This is a genomic window from Rubrivirga litoralis (genome assembly GCF_031846415.1).
Taxonomy (GTDB): Bacteria; Bacteroidota; Rhodothermia; order Rhodothermales; family Rubricoccaceae; genus Rubrivirga; species Rubrivirga litoralis.
In genome coordinates, this window is the sequence record NZ_JAVRHT010000012.1 from 16377 (window position 1) to 38726 (window position 22350).

Annotated in this window: 24 protein-coding genes; 17 read left to right on the forward strand and 7 right to left on the reverse strand. The window is 71.5% G+C overall.

Translation table 11 applies throughout. The features are described from left to right. Positions 1 to 32: 32 nt before the first annotated feature. Positions 33 to 998 carry an META domain-containing protein gene (locus tag RM540_RS06545; RefSeq protein WP_311662749.1) on the reverse strand — a complete coding sequence of 322 codons (966 nt, stop codon included), beginning with the start codon at positions 996 to 998 and terminating at the stop codon, positions 33 to 35. Between the two features lie 277 nt (positions 999 to 1275). On the opposite strand from RM540_RS06545, the gene RM540_RS06550 reads away from it, so the two are divergent. From RM540_RS06550 to RM540_RS06580, 7 genes are all read left to right on the forward strand, one after another. After that, complete coding sequence (locus RM540_RS06550; protein WP_311662750.1) at positions 1276 to 1899, forward strand: hypothetical protein; 624 nt, start codon at positions 1276 to 1278, stop codon at positions 1897 to 1899. Positions 1900 to 2130: 231 nt separating this feature from the next. Continuing rightward, positions 2131 to 2328, forward strand: a complete 198-nt coding sequence (locus RM540_RS06555; RefSeq protein ID WP_311662751.1) for a peptidase associated/transthyretin-like domain-containing protein — start codon at positions 2131 to 2133, stop codon at positions 2326 to 2328. A 57-nt stretch (positions 2329 to 2385) separates the two neighbouring features. After that, positions 2386 to 2904 carry a hypothetical protein gene (locus tag RM540_RS06560; protein WP_311662752.1) on the forward strand — a complete coding sequence of 173 codons (519 nt, stop codon included), beginning with the start codon at positions 2386 to 2388 and terminating at the stop codon, positions 2902 to 2904. Continuing rightward, entirely contained in the window at positions 2901 to 3332 is a 432-nt protein-coding gene (locus tag RM540_RS06565; RefSeq protein ID WP_311662753.1) for a hypothetical protein, read from the forward strand. Before RM540_RS06560 ends, RM540_RS06565 begins: the two co-directional genes overlap by 4 nt. A 29-nt stretch (positions 3333 to 3361) precedes the next feature. Continuing rightward, positions 3362 to 4942: a hypothetical protein gene (locus RM540_RS06570; protein WP_311662754.1), complete on the forward strand. Its 1581-nt coding sequence runs from the start codon at positions 3362 to 3364 to the stop codon at positions 4940 to 4942. Next, complete coding sequence (locus RM540_RS06575) at positions 4939 to 5307, forward strand: hypothetical protein (RefSeq protein WP_311662755.1); 369 nt, start codon at positions 4939 to 4941, stop codon at positions 5305 to 5307. Before RM540_RS06570 ends, RM540_RS06575 begins: the two co-directional genes overlap by 4 nt. Positions 5308 to 5518: 211 nt before the next feature. Beyond that, a complete protein-coding gene (locus RM540_RS06580) occupies positions 5519 to 6628 on the forward strand; it encodes an inorganic phosphate transporter (protein WP_311662756.1) in 1110 nt (369 codons plus the stop codon). A 516-nt stretch (positions 6629 to 7144) separates the two neighbouring features. Here RM540_RS06580 and RM540_RS06585 read toward each other — a convergent pair. From RM540_RS06585 to RM540_RS16485, 4 genes are all read right to left on the reverse strand, one after another. Then, the gene (locus tag RM540_RS06585; RefSeq protein ID WP_311662757.1) at positions 7145 to 8605 is read right to left on the reverse strand and encodes an ATP-binding protein; all 1461 of its coding nucleotides are present in this window, start codon (positions 8603 to 8605) and stop codon (positions 7145 to 7147) included. Positions 8606 to 8693: 88 nt separating this feature from the next. Further along, entirely contained in the window at positions 8694 to 10565 is a 1872-nt protein-coding gene (locus RM540_RS06590; RefSeq protein WP_311662758.1) for a relaxase/mobilization nuclease domain-containing protein, read from the reverse strand. A 3-nt stretch (positions 10566 to 10568) separates the two neighbouring features. Continuing rightward, positions 10569 to 10949, reverse strand: a complete 381-nt coding sequence (locus RM540_RS06595) for a plasmid mobilization protein (protein ID WP_432280803.1) — start codon at positions 10947 to 10949, stop codon at positions 10569 to 10571. After that, positions 10946 to 11785, reverse strand: coding sequence for a M23 family metallopeptidase (locus RM540_RS16485; protein ID WP_432280804.1), 840 nt, complete (start codon positions 11783 to 11785; stop codon positions 10946 to 10948). Before RM540_RS16485 ends, RM540_RS06595 begins: the two co-directional genes overlap by 4 nt. 1312 nt (positions 11786 to 13097) lie before the next feature. On the opposite strand from RM540_RS16485, the gene RM540_RS06600 reads away from it, so the two are divergent. From RM540_RS06600 to RM540_RS06630, 7 genes are all read left to right on the forward strand, one after another. Continuing rightward, the gene (locus RM540_RS06600; protein WP_311662760.1) at positions 13098 to 14417 is read left to right on the forward strand and encodes a replication initiation protein; all 1320 of its coding nucleotides are present in this window, start codon (positions 13098 to 13100) and stop codon (positions 14415 to 14417) included. Between the two features lie 14 nt (positions 14418 to 14431). Further along, a complete protein-coding gene (locus tag RM540_RS06605; protein ID WP_311662761.1) occupies positions 14432 to 14836 on the forward strand; it encodes an Xre family toxin-antitoxin system antitoxin in 405 nt (134 codons plus the stop codon). 183 nt (positions 14837 to 15019) lie between these two features. Beyond that, positions 15020 to 15772, forward strand: coding sequence for a hypothetical protein (locus RM540_RS06610; RefSeq protein ID WP_311662762.1), 753 nt, complete (start codon positions 15020 to 15022; stop codon positions 15770 to 15772). 39 nt (positions 15773 to 15811) lie between these two features. Next, entirely contained in the window at positions 15812 to 16315 is a 504-nt protein-coding gene (locus tag RM540_RS06615; protein WP_311662763.1) for a hypothetical protein, read from the forward strand. Positions 16316 to 16364: 49 nt separating this feature from the next. Beyond that, on the forward strand, positions 16365 to 16892 hold the full coding sequence (locus RM540_RS06620) for a DUF6933 domain-containing protein (protein WP_432280805.1): 528 nt from the start codon (positions 16365 to 16367) through the stop codon (positions 16890 to 16892). 316 nt (positions 16893 to 17208) lie between these two features. Further along, on the forward strand, positions 17209 to 17808 hold the full coding sequence (locus RM540_RS06625) for a type IV toxin-antitoxin system AbiEi family antitoxin domain-containing protein (RefSeq protein WP_349256301.1): 600 nt from the start codon (positions 17209 to 17211) through the stop codon (positions 17806 to 17808). Between the two features lie 75 nt (positions 17809 to 17883). After that, on the forward strand, positions 17884 to 19332 hold the full coding sequence (locus RM540_RS06630; RefSeq protein ID WP_311662766.1) for an ATP-binding protein: 1449 nt from the start codon (positions 17884 to 17886) through the stop codon (positions 19330 to 19332). A gap of 57 nt (positions 19333 to 19389) precedes the next feature. On the opposite strand, the gene RM540_RS06635 is transcribed toward RM540_RS06630, so the two are convergent. Together RM540_RS06635 and RM540_RS06640 are read right to left on the reverse strand one after the other, a co-directional pair. Continuing rightward, positions 19390 to 19851 (reverse strand): hypothetical protein, encoded by a 462-nt coding sequence (locus RM540_RS06635; RefSeq protein ID WP_311662767.1) that lies wholly within the window; start codon positions 19849 to 19851, stop codon positions 19390 to 19392. A 132-nt stretch (positions 19852 to 19983) separates the two neighbouring features. Next, the gene (locus RM540_RS06640) at positions 19984 to 20184 is read right to left on the reverse strand and encodes a hypothetical protein (protein WP_311662768.1); all 201 of its coding nucleotides are present in this window, start codon (positions 20182 to 20184) and stop codon (positions 19984 to 19986) included. A 451-nt stretch (positions 20185 to 20635) separates the two neighbouring features. Here RM540_RS06640 and RM540_RS06645 point away from each other — a divergent pair, with 451 nt between their 5' ends. From RM540_RS06645 to RM540_RS06655, 3 genes are read left to right on the forward strand one after another with little or no spacing between them, the layout of a single operon-like run. Further along, the gene (locus tag RM540_RS06645; RefSeq protein WP_311662769.1) at positions 20636 to 20887 is read left to right on the forward strand and encodes a helix-turn-helix domain-containing protein; all 252 of its coding nucleotides are present in this window, start codon (positions 20636 to 20638) and stop codon (positions 20885 to 20887) included. Next, positions 20880 to 21212, forward strand: coding sequence for a HipA N-terminal domain-containing protein (locus tag RM540_RS06650; RefSeq protein WP_311662770.1), 333 nt, complete (start codon positions 20880 to 20882; stop codon positions 21210 to 21212). Before RM540_RS06645 ends, RM540_RS06650 begins: the two co-directional genes overlap by 8 nt. Then, a complete protein-coding gene (locus RM540_RS06655) occupies positions 21209 to 22195 on the forward strand; it encodes a type II toxin-antitoxin system HipA family toxin (RefSeq protein WP_311662771.1) in 987 nt (328 codons plus the stop codon). The genes RM540_RS06650 and RM540_RS06655 overlap by 4 nt, the downstream gene beginning before the upstream one ends. Positions 22196 to 22350 lie beyond the last annotated feature (155 nt).

The following is a 22350-nucleotide window of genomic DNA, read 5'->3' on the forward strand; positions in this document are numbered from 1 at the left end:
GGCGAGGAGGAGGCGTCGGATGGAGGCGGGGGTCAGGGGCGGACGAACACGACACGGCCGCCGTGCTGGGCGTAGAGGGTGAGCCGGTCGTCGGAGACCTCGATCTCGCCCTCGCCGAGCCCGATGAACGCGGGAGCGTGGCGATCGGGGCAGGCTGAGTCGTCGCGGGACGTGGCCGGGAGGCGGAGGTCGTCGCCGCGGACGACGTACTCGCCCGTGAACACGACGCACCCGGCCTCGGCCCGGAACGTCCCGTCGGGCCGGAACTGGACAACGGTCTCGGCGGGTGCGAGGGCTGGGTCCTCCTGCGGGACGGGCGGGGCGGGCGGCAGCGGCCGGGCGGGCAGCAGCTCCCGGGTGGGCGGGGGCGGGGGTGGGGGCGGGGGTGGCGGCGGGGCAGGCGGCGGTGGGCCGGGGTCGTACGGCGGGGCCTGGACCGACCCGAGCCGCCAGCGGCCCCGCGTGAGCGCGGCCCGGTCCACCGGCCGCTCGGGGTTCCGGCCGAAGGCGAGCGTCACGGCGCCGGACGAGTCGAGGAGAGCGAGGCCGCCGTCGGCCAGCCGGAGCCGGACGGCGGAGGCGAGGGCGCCCGTGTAGGCGTCGGCCTGGTCGCCGACCGTGCGGCCGCACCCCTGGAGTGTCTGGATCATGTCGCCGTCGAGCCGGAACCGGGCCTCGGGCAGGGCGCCCCGGGCGGGCTCGACGCGGTACCCGACGCCGAACGTGTTGCACCCGTCGTAGCCGCCCAGTTGGCCGAGGCCGGGCTCGCGCGCGACGCCGGGCGGGGTCGGGCCGAAGGCGAGCGTGAGGCGCGTCCCGTCGATGACGCGCTGGCCGCTGATCTCGGCGAGGTCCCACTCGGACCCGGCCAACCCGCCGAGCGTGTCGGGCGCGGCTACGCGAGCGCCGTCGCCGAGAGGGGGCTCGCTGCTCCCGGCGTCGGGCGTGGGGCCGTCGGCACACGAGGCGAGGGCGACCAGTAGGAAGGCGAGGCGCATGAGCGGAGGGGCCGGGGAGCGGAGAACGCCCGAAGGAGGAGAACCGATGCGCGCGGTCGAGTTGCCCGGCGGGCGGCAGGGTCATATTCGTGCTGACGTTGCCGCTGGAGGCCACCGAGGACCCGCTGTAACGCCGTGGACCGTCGCGGCGGCCCACGAAGCGGAAGCACGGCAGACAGCAGCGGTCGTCCGCGTCGTGAAACGCTCCGTCGCCCGCGGTGTATTCGCGCCCGCTGACGACGTCCTCCCCTCGTTCGCCTGCGGGCAACACCCGACCGTGCCGACCCCCGCCGTTCTCCGTGTCCTCGTCGCGCTCGCGCTGGCGGTCGTCGCCATTGGGGCCTCGGCCCGATGGGACCGCGTGTCCGGCGAGCGGATCGTCTACAACAACGAGTGCGCGTCCGGGCCGGACCCCGCCGCGTGTCTCGAGCCGCGCGAGGTGGCCGGGTTCCCGTTCGCGTTCGTGTTCGACACGCCCGGGCTCACGGTCGAGCACGACGCCCACCCGTACGACGATGAGGTCCGGGCGCTCCCGTACCTCGCGGGCGTGGCGGGCGTCGCGGGGGTCGTGCTCGCGCTCTGGGCCGGGTGGCGTCGGCTCCGGCCGCGCCGTGCTCGGGTCCCGTCCCGCCGCGCGCTGGTCGGAGGCACGGCCGTGGGACTGGCGGTTCAGGGGGCGGCCCTGGCCGTCCGCCAGCCGATCCTGGACCGGGGGGGCTGGACGGGCGCCGAGCGGGCTGCCTACGAGGTCGCCGACGCCGTGCTGTGGCCGTCGTTCGTGGCAGGCTCGGCCGTGTTCGGGGTCGTGGGGATGGCGCTGTCGGCCGTCGCGCTCGCGCTGGGCGCTGGGGCTGGGCTCGCGCTCGGACGCGCGAGACGGGCTGCTCCGGACGTTCCCTGACGAGGCTCCACCTGCTCGGCGCGCTCTCCTCGGCGCGCCCTCCGTCGTCCGTCGTCGTTGCCCCTCGGTCCCCCTCGCCATGCGCTCGCTGTGCTGATCCTGGCCGGGTGCCGCTCCGCAGGCCCCGTGTTCGTGTGCCCGGTCGGGGAGGCCGGGTGGAACGAGGGGCGGCTGGCGGTCGAGGTGGTCTAGGCGACGCCGAAGGTCGGCGGGACGCGACTCGTGGTCATCGTGCGCGACGCCGAGTCCGCGAACGCGCTCCCGGGTGTGAACGCGCTCGTCGTCGGGGCGGAGCGGGGGGCGGCCACGGACGCCGAGGGGCGCTTGGTGCTGGACGGGCTCGGACTCGACCAGCGGATCCTGTTCTCGTACGCCGGCTACGCGCGCTACGAGTTGGCCGTCGCCGAGCTGGCGGAGGCCGCGCGCTAGCTCGCAGATGGAACTGGCGATCCGCGCGTTCTCGCCGTCCACCCGCCCACCGCCCGCATGTCACACGGCTTCGTCTTCTCCTCCCTCGTCCTCGCCCTCGTCGCCAGCGGCTGCACGCGGCACTCCACGGCCGAGGCGAGCGGTGCCTACTGGCCGCCCATCGACCCGGAGGGTCCGCCCTTGGAGGAGTCGGTCGCGTGGCCGGTGCAGCGGGGCCTGACGGCCGACCTCGACGGCGACGGCGTGGACGAGCGGCTGGTCGTCGCCTCCGACGTGACGGTGGGAGCGGACGGCGAGCCGCTGTACGAGGACGGGCACCGGTGGGCCGTGTGGGTCGTCGAGCCCGAGGCCGCGGGCGACTCGGTGCGGACGCAGCTCTACGGCGCGTTCGTCCCGATGGGGCGGGCGGACGTGTACCTGACGGCGCCCTCGGTGGGCGAGTCGCCGAGCGTGCTCGTGTTGGAGCGGGGGGGGACCCAGGTCCAGACGAACGACGTGCGCTACCATGGGCCGGGCGACGCGCGGTCGGTGAGCGGGGGCACCTACCCGGTCCAGCGCGGGGTGGCCTACCCGTGAGGGGGCCTCTTCTGACGCTGGCGCTGCTCCTCGCGTCCTGCGCAGCGCGCACTCCCGAAGGCTGGACGCGCTACGACCTCGCGGACGGGGCGTATTCGCTCGCGGTCCCGCCCGAGGCGGAGCGCGAGGCCGTCCAGGGGATCGACTCCCAGGTGGACCAGTTCACCCTGCCCGGCCTCCGGCTCGACCTCGACTACGGGGCGCACGGGGGAGCGCCCCCGGAGGGCGGGGAGACGGAGCGCGTCGGCGGGCGCACGGTCGTCGTCGCGCGTGAGCCCGGCGGGGTGGGGGCGTGGTTCGAGGTCGAGCCGGTGGACCACGGCGACGGGACGGTCTCGCCGTCCCCGGCGCTCACGGTCCATGCGGTCTGCGAGACGGAGGCGGCGTGCGAGACGGCCCGGCGGATCGTTCGGACGGTCCGGTTCTAACCTCCTGCCCGCAGCGACGGCTGCCCGACATGCGCTACCTGCCCCTCGTGCTCTGTGCCTTCTCTCTCGGCGCGTGCGGCGGCGCCGAGCCCGTCGTCGAGGAGGGCGTGATCCGGCAGGTGACCGTCGTCGAGGTCGAGTACGCCGAGGCCCCGACGGCGTCGGCCGGCCGAGCGACCTACGCACCGGGCGATACGGTCCGGGTCACGGTCGAGAACCGGACGCGCGACGCCGCTCGCTACGCGCCGGGTGGCGGGCGGATCGAGCGCCGGGTCGGGGGGGAGTGGCGGACGTGGGCGCCGGTGTGCCCGCGGCCTGGCGTCCCCGTCGCGCCGGGCGAGACGGTCGGCGCGTGCCTCGACGCGGCGCCACTGCTGCTCCGCGAGGTCGGCTGGCAGGAGCGCTACCGGTTCCGGGTGCCGCCAGCGGCGCCATCGGGGACGTACCGCTACGCCGTGACGGTCACACGGTCGGACCGCTACCCCGAGAGCCCGAGCGGGCTCCCGACGCGCCGGGAGACCGTCGCGACGGCGCCGTTCGAGGTCGTCGGCGATGTCGGGGCAGTGGCCGGGTTCGCCGTCCCGCGGTACCGGTCCGGCCACGGGGGACGCGACGCCCGCGTCTCCGGTTCGCTCGTGGCCGACGGCCCGTGCCTCCGCCTGGCGGGGGGGGACGTGCTCTGGACCGTCGTGTGGCCGACGGGCACGACGGACGCCAGCGCGCCCGGTCGGCGGGCGGTCCGGCTCCCCGGCGGGCACCTGCTGGGCGAGGGCGACCTCCTGGTCGGGGGCGGGTCTTACGACGAGCGCGGGGCGGCCGGCTACCTCCCCTCGTTGGAGGAGCCGGTGCCGACGGCGTGCGACGGCCCGGCCGTGCTCATGGGCGAGGTCGAGGACGCCGGGCTCGTCGTGCCCCGGTTCACGCCGGATCCTGGGCGGTTCTACCCCGAAACGTTCATCGGGGGCCGGATCGTCCGCGACGGCCCGTGCTTGCGGCTCGACGCCAGCCCCCCGTTCACCTACGTCGTGGTGTGGCCGCCCGGAACGACCGCCAGCGCCGACGGCGCCCGGCTGGCCGACGGCCGCGTCGTGCGCGAGGGCGATTTCGTGACGGGCGGGGGCGGGTTCGGCGGCGACGGCGGGCTCGTCGCGTTCCGAAGCGACTACGAGGTCCAAGTCCCGGCCGGATGTCCCGGCCCGTCCGCCGTGCTCGTCCCGGTCGATGAGGTCCGGCCCGGGGACGGCGCGACGGACTACGGCGGGCTGTACTTCCCCCAGCGCACGGTGCCGGGGCCGTCGGCGTCAGCGCGGCTCGAAGGGCGGCTCGTCCAGCACGGGCCGTGCCTCTACGTCGAGGCCGCGGGGTGGGACGAGACCTACCTCGTCGTGTGGGCGGCCGGGTTCATGCCTGAGGGGCGGGCCGAAGGGGGCGGCCCGCTCCGGGTCCGCGACGTCCGTGACGGGCGGGCGGCGGACGTGGGCGGTCCGGTCGTGCTGGGGGGGCGCGAGGCTGGCCGCGACGAGGGGGACCTGCGCTCGCCGTTGCCAGCCGCGTGCCCCGGCCCCGCCTGGACAGCGGGCGAGTTCGGCGAGCCGGTGGTCGGGGAATGATGCGGGCCGTCCTCTACGCCGTCGCGTTCCTGATCGTGGGCGTGCTCGTGACCAAGCTGACGACCCCGAGCGGGGTCGGCGGGTACGAGGGGCGCGAGCGGGCGCTGGCCGAGCAAGCGCTCGACGCGAGCCGGATCGCGACGGGCAACCCGCTCCTGACGACCGCCATCGTAGCGCGGCGCGTGGTGGCTGTCGAGGCCGAGGCGCCCGGCGAGTGCACGGAGCCGGGGTTTGAGGTGAACGGGGCGTACCCCGGCTACCGGGCCACGGTCCGAGCCTACACGCTCTTCCGAGTGCCCATCGCGGGCATCGACGTCACGTGCGGTGGGGCGGTGTGGGGCGTGACGATGGGGCTCAGCGCGTGAGGGCTACCGGCTGGCAGGGGGGCCACCCGTCCAGGCGACGGAAGAGTGGGGGTCGCCGAGATGGGCGGACGGGCGGCGCGTCAAGGTCGCATGGCATCGGGTCCGCCCTGATGGGTGTGCTACCGGGCGTCGAGAGGTCACACAACGGCAACGTGGGGGCGGGATCCCGCGTCGGCGGGGGCGTTGGAGGGCGGTCCCCTCCCACACGCCAGTGGCTCTCGTCACCGACCGGCCCGTCTCGACCCTCGACGTCCCCGCCCCCGACACGTTCGCGGGCCTGGTGCAGGACCACGGCCGGTTCGCGCTCTTCGTCGCCGTCGCGCTGCTGGCCGCCGCCGGGGCGACGCCGTACCCCGACGTCGCCCGGTGGCTCGGGTTCGCGCTCGCCGCGTACGCCGTCGTCGCCAACGACTCGATCCAGACCGTCGGCACGTTCATCGCCTCCAACGAGCGGCGACCGTGGTGGGCGCTGTGGCTGTTCATCGGCGGGGTGTTCCTGGCGACGATCGCCTACGGGTGGGCCACCGCCGAGCCCGTCGGCGACGTCTCGTTCGGGAGGCTGGCGTCGAAGGGGTTCGCCGTCGCGCCGCAGTCGTTCTCGTTCTTGCAGATCGCCGCGCCCGTCGCGCTCCTGGTGCTGACCCGGTTCCGGATGCCGGTCTCGACCACGTTCCTGGTCCTGTCGTGCTTCGCGACCGAGGCCGACGGGCTGACCGCCGTGCTGGCGAAGAGCCTGTGGGGCTACGCCGTCGCGTTCGCGTTCGGGGCCGTCGTGTTCGCCGCGACGGCGCGGGCGTTCCGGCGCTTTGCGGACCGCCCGGCGAGCCGGTGGTGGGGACCCGCGCAGTGGCTCTCGACCGGCGTGCTGTGGTCGAGCTGGGTGATGCAGGACATGGCGAACCTCGCCGTCTATCTCCCGCGCCAGCTGAGCGTCGTCGAGGTCGTGGTGTTCGCCGCGACCCTCTTCTTCGGGTTGGGCGTGCTGTTCTACTTGCGCGGCGACCGCATCCAGCGCGTCGTGTCCGAGAAGTCGTCCGTCGTCGACGTCCGCGCGGCCACGGTCGTGGACCTCGTCTACGCGCTGATCCTGTTCGGCTTTATGGGCGTCTCGACGGTGCCCATGTCGACGACGTGGGTGTTCATCGGACTCCTGGCCGGGCGCGAGTTGGCGCTGATCTGGATGCGGGCCGCGGACCGCTCGCTGAGGGAGGGGCTCCGGTTGGTGGGCCGCGACGTGGGGCTCGCCACGGCGGGGCTCGTCGTCTCGATCCTCATCGCGATGGCGGCCAACCCCGTCGTTCGCGCCGCGATCCTAGGCTAGATGGTTCTCCGGGGTCGTTGCCGTGACCGTCCCCGGCGGCGCGGAGAGCCAGCGGCCACGTCTTCTGGTCCGCCGCGACCTGCTTGCCCGTCTCACGCAACGCGACATCAACGACGGCCTCGAACGTGTACCGCCCCCCGGCCACGTCGGGCGCCGCCCGGATCTGGTCGGCAACGTCGACTGAGAGCAGACGAGGGTCCGCTTACGGCTGCGCCAAGTGAGTGATCAAATCGTCACCGACAGCGGCGTTCTACATCCAGGAACTCGGCTGGCTGTCTACGCCCGGCAACCCCTTCGACGTCGTCTTTCCGCTCGTGTGGATACAGAGGTCAGCGATGCGAAGACCAGGGCCACAGGCAGTAGGTGTTGGCAAGCGCGCTGACGGCGGTGCTAAGTGCGGTCGACATCAGCCGCTGCACGGACACCCGCTCCGGCCGCACGTTCAAAGGGGTCTGCCGCTTCCTCGGGCGGACGGGTCCCACCAGGGGCTGACCACCCATGCCGGAACGTTCGCTCTCACGGTGTGAGCGCGTCAGGGCCGAGGCCGAACATCGCCTCCACCGATACGTGGACGGCCTCGCCCGCCTCGACGCGCGCCTCCGCCCGAGCGTCCAGCCCGCCCGCCGTGAACAGCACGGGCGTCACGCGCTCGACGCCCCCGGCCTCGGCCGCCACGAGCGCCCCGCGCCGGACCAGCGTGTCGAGGTCGCGCCCGTCGGCCCGGCCCCACTTGCACTCGCCGACCAGGAGCCCGCCCTTCCCGTCGAGCGCGACCACGTCGACCTCCTCGGCCGAGTCGCCCGTCCACCAGCTCCCCACCTGCATCGGCGCGAAGGGGAGGAGGGAGAGCGCGCCGTCGTCCCGGACGGCCCTCCGTGCGACCCACTGGCGGCACACGTCCTCGAACACGCCCGCCACGTGGGTCTCGTCCAGCCGGGGCTCGACGGTTTGCTCCCACAGCGCCTCTGGCGGGACGAGAGACGCGAGGCCCTGCCCCCGTACGTCGGCCACGAACCGATGCCAAAACGCGAGGTAGGGGTCGGAGAGCCGGTACTGGACCCGCTTCGGGTTCGGGCGGGGGTACTCCGTGATCGGCGCCATGCGCTCGACGACGCCCATGCCGAGGAGCCAGTCGAGCGGGCGCTTCAGCGCGCTCGTCTGCTTGCCGACCCGGCTCGTGATCCGGCTCCACCGCCGCTCGCCCGAGGCGACGGCCTCGACGACGGAGTAGTGGACGGCGGCGTCGGAGAGGAAGGCGTCGAAGGCGTGGGCGGCCTCGTCGTAGAGCCGCCCCGAGGTGTCGAGCACGTGCCGCGCGACGTTCTCGCCCAGCGTCCGCCCGGGGTCGACGAGCGCGAGGTGGCCGGGGAGCCCGCCGAACACGGCGTAGAGCCGGACCTTGTCGCGGGCGCTCCAGTCCGGCGCGAAGCGGGCCGCGTCGAGGGCGTCGAACGCCCGGACGTCGACGCGCGCTGTGCAGCGGCCGTAGAGGGGCTGGTCGGCCCCGACGAGCCGGTTCATCGCGCTCACGTGGCTTCCGCTCAGCACGAGCGTGACGCGCGTGTCGGTCGCCTGGTGGTCCCACCACGCCTGGAGGATGGACGGGAGGGCGGGGGCGGCGCCCGCGAGGTAGGGGAACTCATCGAGGACGAACGCGAACGGCTCGCCCGCGGCCCGCTCGACGACGTACTCGAGGACGGCTTCCCAGTCGGGCAGCGAGACGCGGCGGAGCGCGGCGTCGTCGAACCGCTCGCCGAGCGCGCGGCTCACGTCGAGGAGCTGCTCGCGCTCGGTCTTCCGCGTGGCCTGGACGTAGAGGCCGCCCACGGCGCGGGCGAACCGCGTGAGCAGGAAGCTCTTCCCGGCCCGCCGACGACCGACGACGAGGACGAGCCCCGGCCCCCGCTCCTCGACGGCCCGGACGAGTTGGGACCACTCGCGGTCGCGGTCGAGGACGTCGGAGGGCTTGGCGATCATCGGGACGTGAGAGCGTCATTCAATGTACTTCCATCGCTGTTACTAACACGGGAGGGACCGTATGGGTCGCTCCAAATCGGCGCAGCCGTCAATCCCCCCGCCCCAACGACTTCGCGGCCGTCTTCGCCGCAGCCTTCGCAGCGGACAGGCCGACCGACCCCACGCGGGCGCCGAGCGCCTTCCCTGCCGCGCCGTCCAGTCGGGCGGGTGTGATCCTGACGCCGGGCGTGCGGGCTGAGCGTTCGCGGAGAGTCTCGCCGAGCCGTTCGAGCCGCGCTCTCACAGCGGCCGGTCCGAACTCGTCGATACCCACCCTCTGAGCTGGCGGCCGGACCCCAGACAGCTCGGACGACACCGCACGGTGGACCTCTCCGGCCCACTTCACCTCGGCCTCGGCCTTCCGGACGGTCTGCCGGGCCACGACGAACGCGCGCCCGTGCTCCGCTGCCAGCGGCGCAGCGGTGCGCGCGGGCTCCGTCGTCGTTCCTCGGGTGAGGCTGTAGCGCGACGTGGCGGGCGTCGCCTTGAGCGCCCCGTATCGCTCGGGGTCGACGGCCGTCCGCTGGGCAGTTCGGTCCACGCCGTTAGACTGGACGTCGCTCAGGAAAGCCTGCGCCGCCTCTGACGGCTTCGCGTAGGTCTCCGCCATTGAGGCCCCGAACGCTCGCTTTGCCTCGGACGCGCGCGCCTGGGCGTCGCCGAGTCCTTTCTGGGCGGCTGAGAGGGCGCTCGCTGCGTTCTCCTCAATCCGGGCGACCGCCTGGAGCGCCTTCTCGCGCTCGGCCACCAGCCGGGCTGTTCGGGCGTGCTCTGTGACCGCGCGTTCCATCCGGTCGAGCCGCCCACCCCGACGGGCATCGCGTGCTCGCGACCGGGCCTCGAACGTGTGGCTCGCGTGGGACGCACTCCTTCGTTCCGCTCGGCCCTTTCCCGCCTCGCCAGAGGCCCTCGCCTCTTTCCGACTGGCGGCGCGCATGGCGGCGCGGCTCCCCGTTCTCAGAACGGTCCGGGCGAACACCTCGTCCGCGTCGCGCTCCCCGTCGGCGACGACCGACCGCCCGACGGCACGGCCCACTCGGCGCGTTCGGAGGGCGCTCCGCTTCAGCACACCCCGCCGCCTCTGGCGAATGCGGCTTCGCGCCCGTTCGGACACCGAGGGAGTCCGACTCACCTGAGGCCTCTGGCGTCCGCTCTGTCGCGCCCCGTGCTCTTGCGGGGACACGGACCGAGACTGGACGCGGCCGGAGCGCTGGTGGGCCGTGAGGCTCCCGAGACGGGCTTCTAACCGAGGGCGGCCCACCGTCCGGCTCACCGACGACAGTTTCGCCTCGCGCTTCCCGTCCGTCACGACGGCCCCTCGGCCGCGCCGCTCGATGCGGAGCCCCTTCGCCTGCAACCGGGCGTCGAGGTCGGCCCACGTCGGTGCCTCCTTGAAGTCGCCGAGCGCGCGGTCGCGGACCTCGCGCGCGAACCCCCGGTCGGTCTGGCCTCTAGCGCCAGCGGCGCGGGCGTTCCGGCCCGTCCACCTCAGCCCGAGCTCTCGCTCCTGGCGCTCGACCGACGCCCGGAGCCGACGCCGGTCGTTGGACGTGGACCACGCGCGTCCGTCCGGCCCGACGCGGTTGACCATCACGTGGACGTGGGCGTGCTCGCGGTCCACGTGCCGCACGACGAGGGCCTGGTGGTCCTCCAGCCCGACGTCGCGGAGCGTGCGGTCGACCGCCGCCCGGACTTCGGCCTCGGTCGGGTTGTCGGACGGATCGAACGCGATCGTGAGGTGGTAGACCGGCTTCTGGGTTTGGGCCGAGAGCCCGGCCTGCTCGCTCATCTCGGCGACCACGCCGGGCACGTCGTCCGCGAACACGTTCCGCGTCTCGATCCACCCGACGCGCTCCTCGCCCCCGCCGAGGTAGCCCGACAGTTTCGAGAAGCTAGCCTGGGTACTGGCGCTCGCGACCACGGCTTACTCGAGACCTGTCAACACTCGGCGGAGGTGGTCGAGCGAGTCCGCGAGCTCGGCTTCTGGCGGCGCCGCGCCCGACGTGTTCGCGGTCCGCGCGAGTTGGTTGAGGTTGACCCCGATCCGCCGAAGGAGCACGCGCGTCTCGCGGTCGGCCCGCGCCGTGACCGGGCGGCCGAGAGAGCGTCGGCGAACGTACTCGGAGACGGTGATCCCGGCCTCGGTCGCGGCGGCCCGGAGGTCGGCTTTCTCGGCCCCGCTCACGCGGACCTCAACCTTCTCGCCACGACGGACGCCCGGCGGTCGGCCACCTTTTTTGCGAGGCTTCCGAGCGGTGGTGGGGGCGGTCTCGGGAGGGGGAGAGGTGCTGGCGCCGTCCGTCATCGCGCCTCCTGGTCTCGACTCCTTGAGCCCGCCGGGAACGGCGGTGCGAATGCGGCCCGAGCCCGTGGTAGGAGACCTACGCGCGACCTGGCCGGTCGGGGTTCTCGTCCTGACGAGAACATAACTTGCCAGGAACCATCGGCCTCCCGCGTGTGGCGCTCGCCAGCGCGGAGGAAAACGGCCGGATCGAGCGGTCGGCCCGAGGCGTCGCGGACCTCGAAGTGGAGGTGGGGACCGGTCGAGGTGCCGTCTCGTCCTGGCACGCCACCGCTGGCCCCGAGCGGCTGGCCGCGCCGAACTCGGACCCCTCGCCGGAGCCCCCGACTCGTCGAGGACAGGTGCGCGTAGAGGCTCCGCCGATGGACCGTTCCGAGGGCTCCCGTGTGGTCGACCTCGACGACGAGCCCGTACCCGGACCGCCTGCCCACGGAGCGAACGACGCCAGAGGTCACGGCCCGAACGGTCGTGCCGAGGGGGACTGCCAGATCGACGCCGTCGTGGTGCCGGGTCCGACCGGAAACCGGGTGCCGTCGCCATCCGAACGGCGAGCTGACGGGGCCTCTGACGGGAGGCGAGATCGACGCCACCGGGCGCCGCGTGACCCGCTGGACCGGAGGGGCCACTCGGCGCGGGACGGTGAGATGCTCCGGGCGTCGCGAGTCCTGCTCGGGAGCCTCGATCTCAGTCAGACCCAGAGCCGCCGTGACGGGCGCGAGCTGGCGGAGGGCCTCGCCGTTCGGTGAGCTGGCGAGTGGGACGGCCACCGCTGCGACGAAGACCGCGAGGTGGGCGATTCGCCGGAGCCGCTGGCCGGAAGGGGGGCGGGGTGGAAGCACGGAGACCGGGCGTCATGACACGTCACCTCGCACAGCGCGCCCGAGCTTCGGGGCGGCTCACGTGCCCTGACGAAAACTGCTCTCGGGCGTAGCGGGCCGCGCTCGACACGCGGATTTGACGTCTGAGCGTTTCTCCACCCGTTCCAGACACCGACGGCGGCGGTTCCTCGCGCCTCAGCGAGACCAAAGGCACCCCTTTCCAGGGCGAAGGGTACCAGTTTACAGGGCGCCCCTCCGAGACCATCGGGATCGCGCCGTCCGGCACCGGGAAGGCCGATCCTCTGACCTCGCCCAAAGGCGTCGGGGTTGAGAGGTACCGGTTTGCGGGGCCAAAGGTACCCGTTTACAGGATGGTGTCTCCAAAGGCACCGGTTTACGGGGGCAGACCAGCTCAGACGCTGCCGTAGTGAGCGCTCGACCCTCGAAAGGTCCCCGTTTACAGGAGAGTGCTCGGGAAGCACTCGTAGCCAGGGCGACGCACCGGCTACGTCGGAAGACGTACGGTCTTCCCCGCAAACGTCCACCTATCGGGCGGGGACCCGGATACGGTGCCCGTCGGAACCGTCGTCGACGGCCTCTGGCGTCCAGGTCTCGGATGCTGAGGCGGCGGCACGCGCCCGTCCCCGGTCAGGGGTTGGGGGACACGACAGTCGATTTCCGGCATCGACGGTAGCCGTCGGAATGGTGGAGTCCGGACTGACCAGCGTGAGCCTCCGGCGGGTCGGGATGCGCTCTGGACGTGGGGGCCTTTGCCTTTCTCCACTCTCATCCTCAACGAACGCGACCCCGCGTCGTCGTTTAATAACCTTTAGAAGATGTTTAATACGTTTAGGGGTGCTCATCCTGTTGCGGCGCAACGAGATCCGGGGGCAAAGGTGGACGTTTGCGGGGTGATAGGTGGACACCTGCGGGGCGTTAGGTGGACGTTTGCGGGGCGACAGGTGGACGGATGCGGGGAGATAGGTGGACGTTTGCGGGGAGCGGCGCTGTCCGCGCTGGGTCGCGTACAAAAGGACGTGGAATCGGCCCTGATAGCACCTGTGGGCCGATCTATCGGAAAGCGTCTCCGTTCGCGTTTGTGGCCCCGAGAGATAGGTGGACGTTTGCGGGGCGTTAGGTGGACGTTTGCAGGGAGCGGGGTCTGGTTATGACGAGCGCTTTCTCCCAAATCGCCCCGCATGAGGCCTTAAAGACCGATTCTAGCCGCGTCGGTGGCTCGCGTTGTCAGGACTCCGCAGTGTCCGTACCCTGCAAGCGTCCACCCGTCCGATCCAAGGGGGCCGACCGCCTCCGGAGCCTTCTAGCCGGTCACGTGAACGGAGCCGAAATCAAGAAACACGTCGGGGCCGTCCACGTCCGCGGTGCGCTCTCGCTCCTCGAGCGGAAGGTCTCGAACGTCCTGCTGCTCAACGCCTACGACGAGCTCGACGACCCGACGGTGGCTGAGCACTCGATCAACTTGCCCGTGCTGGCCGACGTCGTCGGGTTCGACTCGAAGGACTCGAAGAAGCTCAAGAACGCCCTCCGCGCGCTCGTCGATTACAAGATCGAGTGGGACGTGCTGGGCGAGGGCGACGACGAGGGCGAGTGGGGCGTGAGCTCGTTCCTGGCCTCGGCCCGCGTCGAGCGCCGGACCGGCGTGTGCACGTACTCGTACCCGGCCCCGCTCCGGCGGCGGCTGGCGAACCCCCAGATCTACGCCCGGATCAACCTCTCGGTCCAGACCCGGTTCGCGAGCACGTACGCGCTCGCGCTTTACGAGAACTGCCTCCGGTTCCGGAAAGTGGGCTCGACGGGCTTCCTCGCGCTCGAGACGTGGCGGGGGCTCCTGGGCGTCGAGGAGGGCGAGTACGAGGAGTACAAGTACTTCAACAAGCGCGTGCTCAAGCCCGCCGTGTCCGGGGTGAACGCGCACTCCGACATCCGCGTCGAGATGGTGACCCGGAAGGAGGGGCGCCGGATCGTCGCCGTCAAGTTCCTGGTGTCCGAGGCGCCGGAGGGGCTCTCGGGCGACCCGTCCGACGTGGCCGAGGCGCTCGGGGCGGCGGTGCTCCCCGACCCCCGCGAGCTGGCGCCGGAGCCCGCCGAGCTGCTGGCGCCGGTCCAGCTCAAGCTCGTCGAGTTCGGGCTCTCCGACGCCCAGGCGCTCGACCTCTCGACGGAGTTCGACGCCGACCGTGTCGAGCGCAACCTGGGCTACGTCGAGGCCAAGCTGGCCGCGGGCGACGACGTCAAGAACTTGGCCGCGTACACGGTCGCCGCCGTCCGCGGCGACTACGAGCGCGGCGACCGCGCGGCCCGGCGGAAGCGGGGGGAGGCCAAGGCGAAGGGTCCGAAGGCGTCCGATCAGCCGGGGCTCTTCCCCACGGCCGAGGTCGTCGCCGTCCGCTCCCTCGGGGAAGAGGACGCCGCCGAGGGCCGCCAACTCGACGCGGCCATCGCCGCGCTCTCGGACGCCGACCGGGCGGTGCTCGACACCGAGGCGGTTGCCCTGCTCCGGGAGCAGGGGAGCGGGTGGTGGCGCGAGGTTGAGGGGGCCGTGGAGTCGGGGGAGACGGAAGGGCTTGGCATCGCCGTCCGGTCCGTGCTCCGGGTGGCGCGCCGGGACGTGATGCGGGAGCGGGCCGCGTGAGACCGACCCCGCGCGTGCCGGTCCGAGAGGCGTTCCCGGAGCTCGGGTACGGCGTAGCCGACACGGTCCGAGCGCTGAGGGATGGGCTCCCAGCCTCGCGCGCTGACGCATTGGCGTCGGCGTTGGATCTCCCGGTGTCGCGAGTCGCCGAGCTCCTCGGGGTGTCCGCCTCGACGCTCTCCCGACGCCGACGCTCGGGGCGGCTGGGCCGGTCCGAGAGCGAGCGGGTCTACCGCTTCGGGCAGCTCGTCGAACGAGCGGCGGAGGCGTTCGGGACGATGGAGGTCGGTTCCGAATGGCTGAAGCGGCCGAACTGGGCGCTCGGCCGTGAGGCGCCTATCGAGTACGCCGACACAGAGCCCGGCGCGCTCCAGGTCGACCGCGTGATCGGCCGGATCGAGCATGGGATTCCCCCGTAGCGGGTGTCGACCCGCACGGCGAGTGGCCGCACCGGGTATTCCACCCTGGGGTGATGTTTCACCGTGCGGTGAAACCTGTCAGCGGGCAGAAAACGGTGGTCGGGACTTGCAGACGATGTGGCTCACCGTCAAGTCGTGCGCTCGGAGGCGCGCAGGCAGGACCGGGCGGCCTACTTTCGCACCGTGTACGACGACGAGAACCGAGCCACCGACGCGGCGTGCCGCGAGCTCCTGGACCACCTGCTCCAAGACGAGCGAGCGTGGATGGACGAGATGGCGCCGGGTGGCGTCCCGTCCCACGGCTTGGCCGCGCTCATCAATCGAGGTTCGCCCGAGTTCTCGGGCCGTCCGCTCCGGGTCCGGTGGCTCGGGCTCCTGGGCGAGGTCTTGTGGGACGTGTTCTCCGACAACCACGACGTGGTCGGGCCGGACGGCGAACTCTATGATCTTGGCTCGTTCCGCGGGAGCGCGGATTTCATCGCCGACGTCGTGAACGACCGGCTCCCAGACGACCTCCGGGCCGGGCCGTCTCGGAGCGAGAGGGGATGGGGAGTCCGGGGCGTGGGCGCGTTCGTCTACCTCGACTTCTACATGGGGACGCTCGGCGCAGACAAGGACCGAGTCCGCCCGTTCTACGTCCGCGTGTTCGAGCGCCTTCGGGAGCGGGGGTGCGACTGGCGGTACGCCTCGCCGTCACTCAGAGCGGTTCGGCTGACCCCAGCGGACTCCGACGACGATCCCGCGACCTACGACCCGCTGGCTGCTCTCGCTGAGGCGGCTACCCGTTCTGAGAAAGACGCCGCATTCGAGAAGCTGTCTCGGGACCTTGCCGAGGCCAATGCCGAGGCGTTCGAGAAGTCCGTCCGTGATCCGCCGCCAGTCGTCCGGTCCTACATAGAGGTGTTCGGTGAGCGTCCGCGATACGTTCGTCGCTGACAGCACCGGCGTATTCGATCCATCGACCCCTTCAGCCTCATGCACTCGACGACTTACACGGCGAGGCTCGACGCGGAGCGTCGGCTCCCGCTTCGCGGAGACGCCCTCCACGCCCGATACTGGGTCCACCACCGCGTTGACGGCGTGATCGAGCTCCGCCCGGAGGTCGACGGCTCGCAGGTCTCCGCCCGCACGCTCCAGACCATTGGGCGGTCGGTGGAGTCGCTCGGCAGGGGAGAGGCGTCGGAGCCCGTCGATCTCGGTGAGGTGTTTCCCGACGACGGGGGGCACGGCTCCCTTCCTCCCAGCATCGCTCATCCGGAGGTCTCTCCCGGAGCTCGCCCTCACGAAGACATCGCCCAATGCGTGCTCGCCGCGCTCCATCGGTCCGCCGCGCGAGCCCGCCGTGTCGCGGCTCAGACCGGGACCCGACTCGTTGTCGTCCGCGACGGCGAACTTGTCATTGAGCTTGTCGAGGCGAAACTCGTCGGGGTCCGTAAGGGCGAAACCGCTTCGCCACCAGGGCACACGACGGATTCCTGAACTCGTCGGCCAGCACGAACCTACGTCCCTCGCACGCTCCTCCTCCGACATGGTCTTGCTCCGAGGGACTCGCCGACTGCTGAAAGGAGCCAGCGCTCTTCTCAGCGATGGACCGTTGCCAGAGGTAGGACCGCTGACGACGTGGTACGCCAACGTCGTCCCACTCCCGTACCCGGGACGCTCGCTCGTCCTCTTCACGGCCGCAGACACGATGCTGAGCGTCGTGGCCTCGGGCCGGTCGCTCCGGACGACGATCCCCGTCTTTCAACGTCGGGTCCCGATCCTTCTCCTGCGCCTGGGCCTTCCTGGAGCGTGGATCCAAGCGCGAGCGGACAACCTCGCTGACGTCTACATCGCCCGCGCAGGAGCCCAGACGCTCGACCGGACCGTGCTCGGGACGATGACCGACGCGAGCTACCAGATCTGGGCCGAAGCTGAGGCGGTAGGGACGTTCGACGAGCTCGACCTCGACCGCGTCGAAGACAGACTGGCCCAGGTCCCACTCGGCGCGCTTCGGTCGGAGCGGTCGTCGCTTGGGTCTCCAGCAGACGCCGTCGCTGAACTGGCCAGAGCGTGACGGTCGGGCAAAGCCCTCCGCCCAACGGCGGGATTTTTACACGGACCTGCTCACGGAGTCTGGGCGCGTGCTCCCCGATACCGCGCGCTTCTGTTTCGATTGTGCAGAAGGGTCCGGTTGAGGCCGTACTGGCTGCCGAAGAGGAGTAGAGAGGTTTGCAAGGTGGTAGTGTGGGACGCTGCAGATCGGTAGCGTAGCCTCCAGCCATTAACCGTCCTCTCCATGCTTGAGCCCCGCCGCGACGACGAACGCGCCGAGCTCGTCCCACTATCGCAGGTGTTACGTTACGTCGGCACTAAGGAGGGATAGCCGACGTATCGTGACACACGCTGACCGCCTTCTCGACCTCGCCCGCACGCGCAGCGTTCTTCGCTCGAAGGACCTCGGGCCTCTCGGCATCCCTCGCCAGACGCTCGCCCGGCTCCACAGGCGGGGTGACCTCGAGCGTGTCGGTCGCGGACTCTACGTCCTCGCCGGTGCTGACGTGACCGAGCGCCACACGCTCGTTACCGCCGCGCGCCGCGTGCCCCACGGCGTCGCCTGCCTGCTCTCGGCGCTCCGGTTCCACGACCTCACAACGCAGGCTCCCTTCGAGGTGTGGTTCGCCATCGAAGGCAAAGCGCGTCGGCCGAAACAGGAGGCGATCCCCCTTCGTGTGGTGTACATGTCCGGCGGGGCGTTCACCGAAGGCATCGAAACACACGAGCTGGAGGGGATCGAGGTCCGGGTGTTCAGCGCGGCGAAGACGGTCGCCGACTGCTTCAAGTACCGGAACCGGGTCGGACTCGGCGTCGCCATCGAGGCCCTCAAGGACTACCGCTGGAGCCCGACATTCGACGCCGACGCGCTCTGGCATTTTGCTCAGGTCTGCCGCGTCTCGACGGTCATGCGTCCGTACCTCGAAGCCGTAGTGTAGCTCGCGCCGAGCGGTGTAGCGGCTTGCCTAGGAGGGTGCTTGCTAGTACAATGGCATGCCACCGTACAGGCAAGCATGGCTCTCCCCATCGTCAACCGCTCCGCCGAGCTCTCCCGGCTCCATGCCCTGGCCGACGCCAGCGAGCACCGCCTAGCCCTCGTCACCGGTCGGCGTCGCGTGGGCAAGACGTACCTGCTCGCCAATGGGTGGGACGACCGGGCGGTCTTCTTCTTCACGGCATCCAAGACGACGCCCGAACTCAACCGCCGTCAGCTCGTCGAGGCCGTTGCGGTGTGGAGTGGCGAGAACGTCCGTCCCGAGGACTACCCTACGTGGCGGACCGTCTTCCGGCTCCTCCTAGAGCTCCGGGCTCCGCAGCCTCTCGTCGTGGTGCTCGACGAGTTCCAGTACCTCGGCGACGACGAGGCTGGGGCGGTTGAGGTGGCCTCGGAGCTCAACGCGGTCTGGGAGGCGCCCAGGCCCGAGCGGTCGTTCTTGATGGTCCTCTCGGGCTCGGCCGTCGGCACGATGGGCGCGCTCGCGTCTGGCGGCGGCCCGCTCTACGGCCGGTTCCAGTGGCAAGGCAAGCTGCGGCCGTTCGGGTACTGGCACGCCGCCGAGCTCGCGGGCCTGCGCGACCTCCGCGAGCGGGCGCTCGTTTACGGCGTGTTCGGCGGGACGCCGCGCTACCTCGCCGACATCGACCCGGCGCAGAGTGTCGCTGAGAACGCGACGCGCCTGCTCCTCGACCCCGGCGGGGAGGTCCGGCTCCTGGTCGAGACGGCGCTCGAACAGGAGGAAGGCCTGCGCGACGTCGCCAAGTACCGGGCGATCCTGCACGCGGTCGCGAGCGGGCAAACGAAGCGGAACGAGATCGCCGCCCGGGCCGGGCTCCCCGTCGACGGCGCGCTCCGGGACAAGCTCGACCGGCTCGTCGACCTCGGCTACCTCGAGACGCGCCGGAACGTCGACGCCAAGCCGAACGCGGCGGCTCGCTACGGCGTCGCGGATGCTGCGTTCCGGTTCTACGAGCGGTTCGTGGAGGCCAACCGCTCCCGGCTGGAGCGGCTCCCGGCCGCTCAGGTATGGGACGAGTCGGTCGCCCCACAGCTCGACGTGTACATGGGCCACGAGTTCGAGCGCGTCGCGGTGCAGGCGTACGACCGTCGGGCGGCGTCGCTCGGTCTGCCGACGGTGGCGGAGTGGGGCCGGTGGGAAGGGACGGATCGAGACCGGCGTCCCATCGAGGTCGACGTCGTGGCCCCGCTCTTGGGCGGAGGCGTCCTGACAGGCGAGGTCAAGTGGAACCGGGAGCCTGTCGGGGTTGGGGTCCACACGGGTCACCTCGACAAGCTGCGTCGGATGGCCGAGGCGGGCCGGGCGTGGGCGCACCAAGCGCTCGGCCCGGACGGCTTGCTTTTGTACGTTTCGGCGAGCGGGTTCGCCGATGGGTTCCAGGAACGCGCCGAAGAAGACGGCCACCGGGTGGTGTGCTGGGCGATCGAGGATCTGTATAAGGACTGAGCAGGAGCCTCCCGACGGGGGTGGCCGTCGGCTCGACGGAAGAGTGCGGCCGGAGACCTACTCGCTGCCCTCCGTCTCCGAGTCGCCGTCGGACCCGAGCCGCCCGATCGCCGCGCGGACCTCGCGCTGGTAGGCTCGTCGGCGCTCGGCGTCCTCGATCCCCCGGGCGATCTGTTCTTCGCGGGGGTCGGCCGCGGACCCATACGTGAGCGAGCCGAGCAGCCCCGCGAGCGCCCGCCCCCGCTCGGTCTCGGCCTTCGCGTACCGGGCGGCCCGCTCATCGACGTAGGCCTCGACGTCGGCCCGGAGCTCGTCGTCGGTGGCGTCGGCGAGCGAGAGGTCGACGCCGGGGAAGCGGCGGACGTGCTCCCAGACGTGGACCGGGATGGGGACCATGACCCGGTCGTACGACGCCTCGAACTGGGCGCCGTCGAGCTCGAGGTACACGAACCGGTCGTCGAACACCTCGTGGTAGAGGTGGAACGTGGGTCCGTAGGTGATGGTGGCTTTCGTCGACATGGGTTGGGAGGGGCGCGGTCGGCGAGGTTGAACCGCGAGACCATGATCCGTTCCGGGAAGGCGCGCGTGCTCGGGGTCCTCCCGGAGAAGGTGACAGGGGAGGACGCGACGTCGGTTCTTCGCTCTCGCCGCTCACTCGTCGCCTGAAACGAGATCGTCGTCGCCCTCTCCCTTCGACTGAGCGTCGAGGCGGCCGACCTCGCGGGCGATCCCGGCGTCGAAGTCCTCGGTCGTCGGGGCCGGTCCCTCAAGGGCATAGTCGGCGAGGACCCCACGAGCACGGGGTGCGCCGTCGGGGTGGCGGCCTCCTTCGAGGTCACTGGGAGAGGTCATGATGGTCTCTGGTCGAGTCCGCCAGACCGGCGGGAGCGGTCGAGGCCGAACGCGGCCACGACGGCGGCGCGGACGGCGCCGAAGTCCTGGGATCCGTCGACGGGGACGGACCCCCGGAGGTCCCGGAGGGACTGGTGAACGGCCTTGGGGACAGTGATCTAGCCTCGGCGACCGACTCTGCTCGAAGGCATCTCGTGACGGGTGCTTGTCAGGCAGCACGAAAATGTACGTCGAGCGGCCATCTGCCTTCCCTACAGCGCCGGGGAGCAGAGGGCGGTCTGGATTGTGCTCTGTTTTGCCTCTGTGGCGGCAAGAGAGCCCCTCCTGGTGCTCTCCCGCAGGGAGGAACTGGATGAGCACATCTTATTTGCTTCTGGGGCGGCAAAACTGGTAGGTTGGCAGCCGGGAGAGACCTCCTGCAACTGTTTATTGCCGCTCTAGCGGTACGCCCGTGTGCATCGACGACCCCGGACCCCTCCTCCGCTACCACCGCGAGCGCGCCAGCCTCTCGCGCCGCGCCCTCTCGGCCCTCTCGGGCGTGAGCGAGACGGCCATCTACGACGCCGAGCACGGCAAGCCCACCGTCCGGCTCGACACGCTCCTCGCCCTCCTCAAAGCCCTCAACCTCTCGCTCCACGTCGAGGGACCCCTCGTCGCCGAGTACGAGCGGACCCTTGCCCCCTCCGACGATGCCCATGCGTAGCGCCCGCGTCCTGATGCACGGGGTCCCGGCCGGATGCCTCACGGAGGGGGAGGGGGGGTACACCCTCACCTACGAGCCTGGCTACGAAGGCCCGCCCGTCTCGCTCACGCTCTCGGTCCGCCCCGAGCCCTACCGATTCGACCGGTTCCCCCCCTTCTTCGACGGCCTGCTCCCCGAGGGATGGCAGCTCGAGGCCCTCCTCCGCCAGGCCAAGCTCGACCGCTCCGACCTGTTCGGCCAGCTTCTCGCGGTCGGCGAGGACCCCGTCGGCGCGGTCTCCGTCTTCCCCGACGTCGCTGAGGCCTCGCCTGGGGCCTCCCCGTGAACGACGCCCCCGGTCGGTGCCCGCTCACCTACAACCCGCTCGGGTCGGGCGAGCCCCTCTACTCGGCGGCCGGACTCCGCCGTCTGTCCCGGACCCTTACCCACCTCGACCCGCTCTCGTTCACGGCGGCCGGGCTCGTCCAGGAGGCCGCCGCGCGGGCTGACCGGATGTCGATCGGGGGCGTCCAGCCCAAGGTCAACGCTGTCCTCCGTCCGGCCGAGGGTCGCTTCGAGGTCGTCACGGTGGGGGGACGGTGGATCCTCAAGCCCGACAACCCCGCCTACCCCGAGGTCCCCGCCAACGAGGACCTCGCGATGCGCTTGGCGTCGGCCGCCAGCGTCGAGACGGCCGACCACGCGCTCGTCTACGCCCGTGGCGACGACGATCCGGACGCCCCCGGCGCCCTCGTCTACGCCGTCCGACGCTTCGACCGCGTCGGCCGCGGCGACAAGCTGGCCCTGGAAGACTTCGGACAGCTCCTCGGCCTTGATCGCGAGACGAAGTACGATGCGTCGATGGAGCGGGCTGCCGCGGCCGTCGAGGCGTTCTGCACGTTCCCAGCGGTCGAGAAGGTCGAGCTCTTCCGGCGGACGCTCGTCGCCTTCCTGACGGGCAATGAGGACATGCACCTCAAGAACCTCGCAGTCCTCACCGGACGCGACGGGCTCCGCCGGCTCTCGCCGGCCTACGACCTCGTCGCCTCGGCCGCCGTGCTCCGTGACCCCCAGGAGCTCGCGCTGCCCATCGCTGGCAAGCGCTCGAACTTGCGCCGCGAGCACCTCGTCGACTATTACGGCCGCGAGCGCCTTGGCCTGACCGAGCGCGTCGTTGAGAGCGTCCTCGCAGACATCGCCGATGTCGGCCCGGCGTGGAATGATCTCATCGACCGATGCTTCCTTTCAGACGCGATCCGCGACCGGCTCCGCGAGACCATCTCGGAACGTCGCCGTCGTCTCGGGCTGGTCGGGCCGACGGCGAGGTGAGCACGGGGCGTTGACCAGAGCGCAATAGCTGTTATTGCAAATACTCTCGGGTGGCCGAGCTCCACCGCGGTTGCGAATGACCCGAAAGAGTTCTCTGGCGAACGCGACATAAGGGGTCTTATGTTACTGACCCCGACCCGATCGACGACGTACGA

Excerpts from the sequence above, each read along its gene's own strand:
- RM540_RS06650 (WP_311662770.1), top strand. The coding sequence starts at position 20,880 with ATGCGTAGCGCCCGCGTCCTGATGCACGGGGTCCCGGCCGGATGCCTC.
- RM540_RS06635 (WP_311662767.1), bottom strand. The coding sequence starts at position 19,851 with ATGTCGACGAAAGCCACCATCACCTACGGACCCACGTTCCACCTCTAC.
- RM540_RS06545 (WP_311662749.1), bottom strand. The coding sequence starts at position 998 with ATGCGCCTCGCCTTCCTACTGGTCGCCCTCGCCTCGTGTGCCGACGGC.
- RM540_RS06575 (WP_311662755.1), top strand. The coding sequence starts at position 4,939 with ATGATGCGGGCCGTCCTCTACGCCGTCGCGTTCCTGATCGTGGGCGTG.
- RM540_RS06595 (WP_432280803.1), bottom strand. The coding sequence starts at position 10,949 with ATGACGGACGGCGCCAGCACCTCTCCCCCTCCCGAGACCGCCCCCACC.
- RM540_RS06585 (WP_311662757.1), bottom strand. The coding sequence starts at position 8,605 with ATGATCGCCAAGCCCTCCGACGTCCTCGACCGCGACCGCGAGTGGTCC.
- RM540_RS06640 (WP_311662768.1), bottom strand. The coding sequence starts at position 20,184 with ATGACCTCTCCCAGTGACCTCGAAGGAGGCCGCCACCCCGACGGCGCA.
- RM540_RS06630 (WP_311662766.1), top strand. The coding sequence starts at position 17,884 with ATGGCTCTCCCCATCGTCAACCGCTCCGCCGAGCTCTCCCGGCTCCAT.
- RM540_RS06570 (WP_311662754.1), top strand. The coding sequence starts at position 3,362 with ATGCGCTACCTGCCCCTCGTGCTCTGTGCCTTCTCTCTCGGCGCGTGC.
- RM540_RS06620 (WP_432280805.1), top strand. The coding sequence starts at position 16,365 with ATGGTCTTGCTCCGAGGGACTCGCCGACTGCTGAAAGGAGCCAGCGCT.
- RM540_RS06615 (WP_311662763.1), top strand. The coding sequence starts at position 15,812 with ATGCACTCGACGACTTACACGGCGAGGCTCGACGCGGAGCGTCGGCTC.
- RM540_RS06560 (WP_311662752.1), top strand. The coding sequence starts at position 2,386 with ATGTCACACGGCTTCGTCTTCTCCTCCCTCGTCCTCGCCCTCGTCGCC.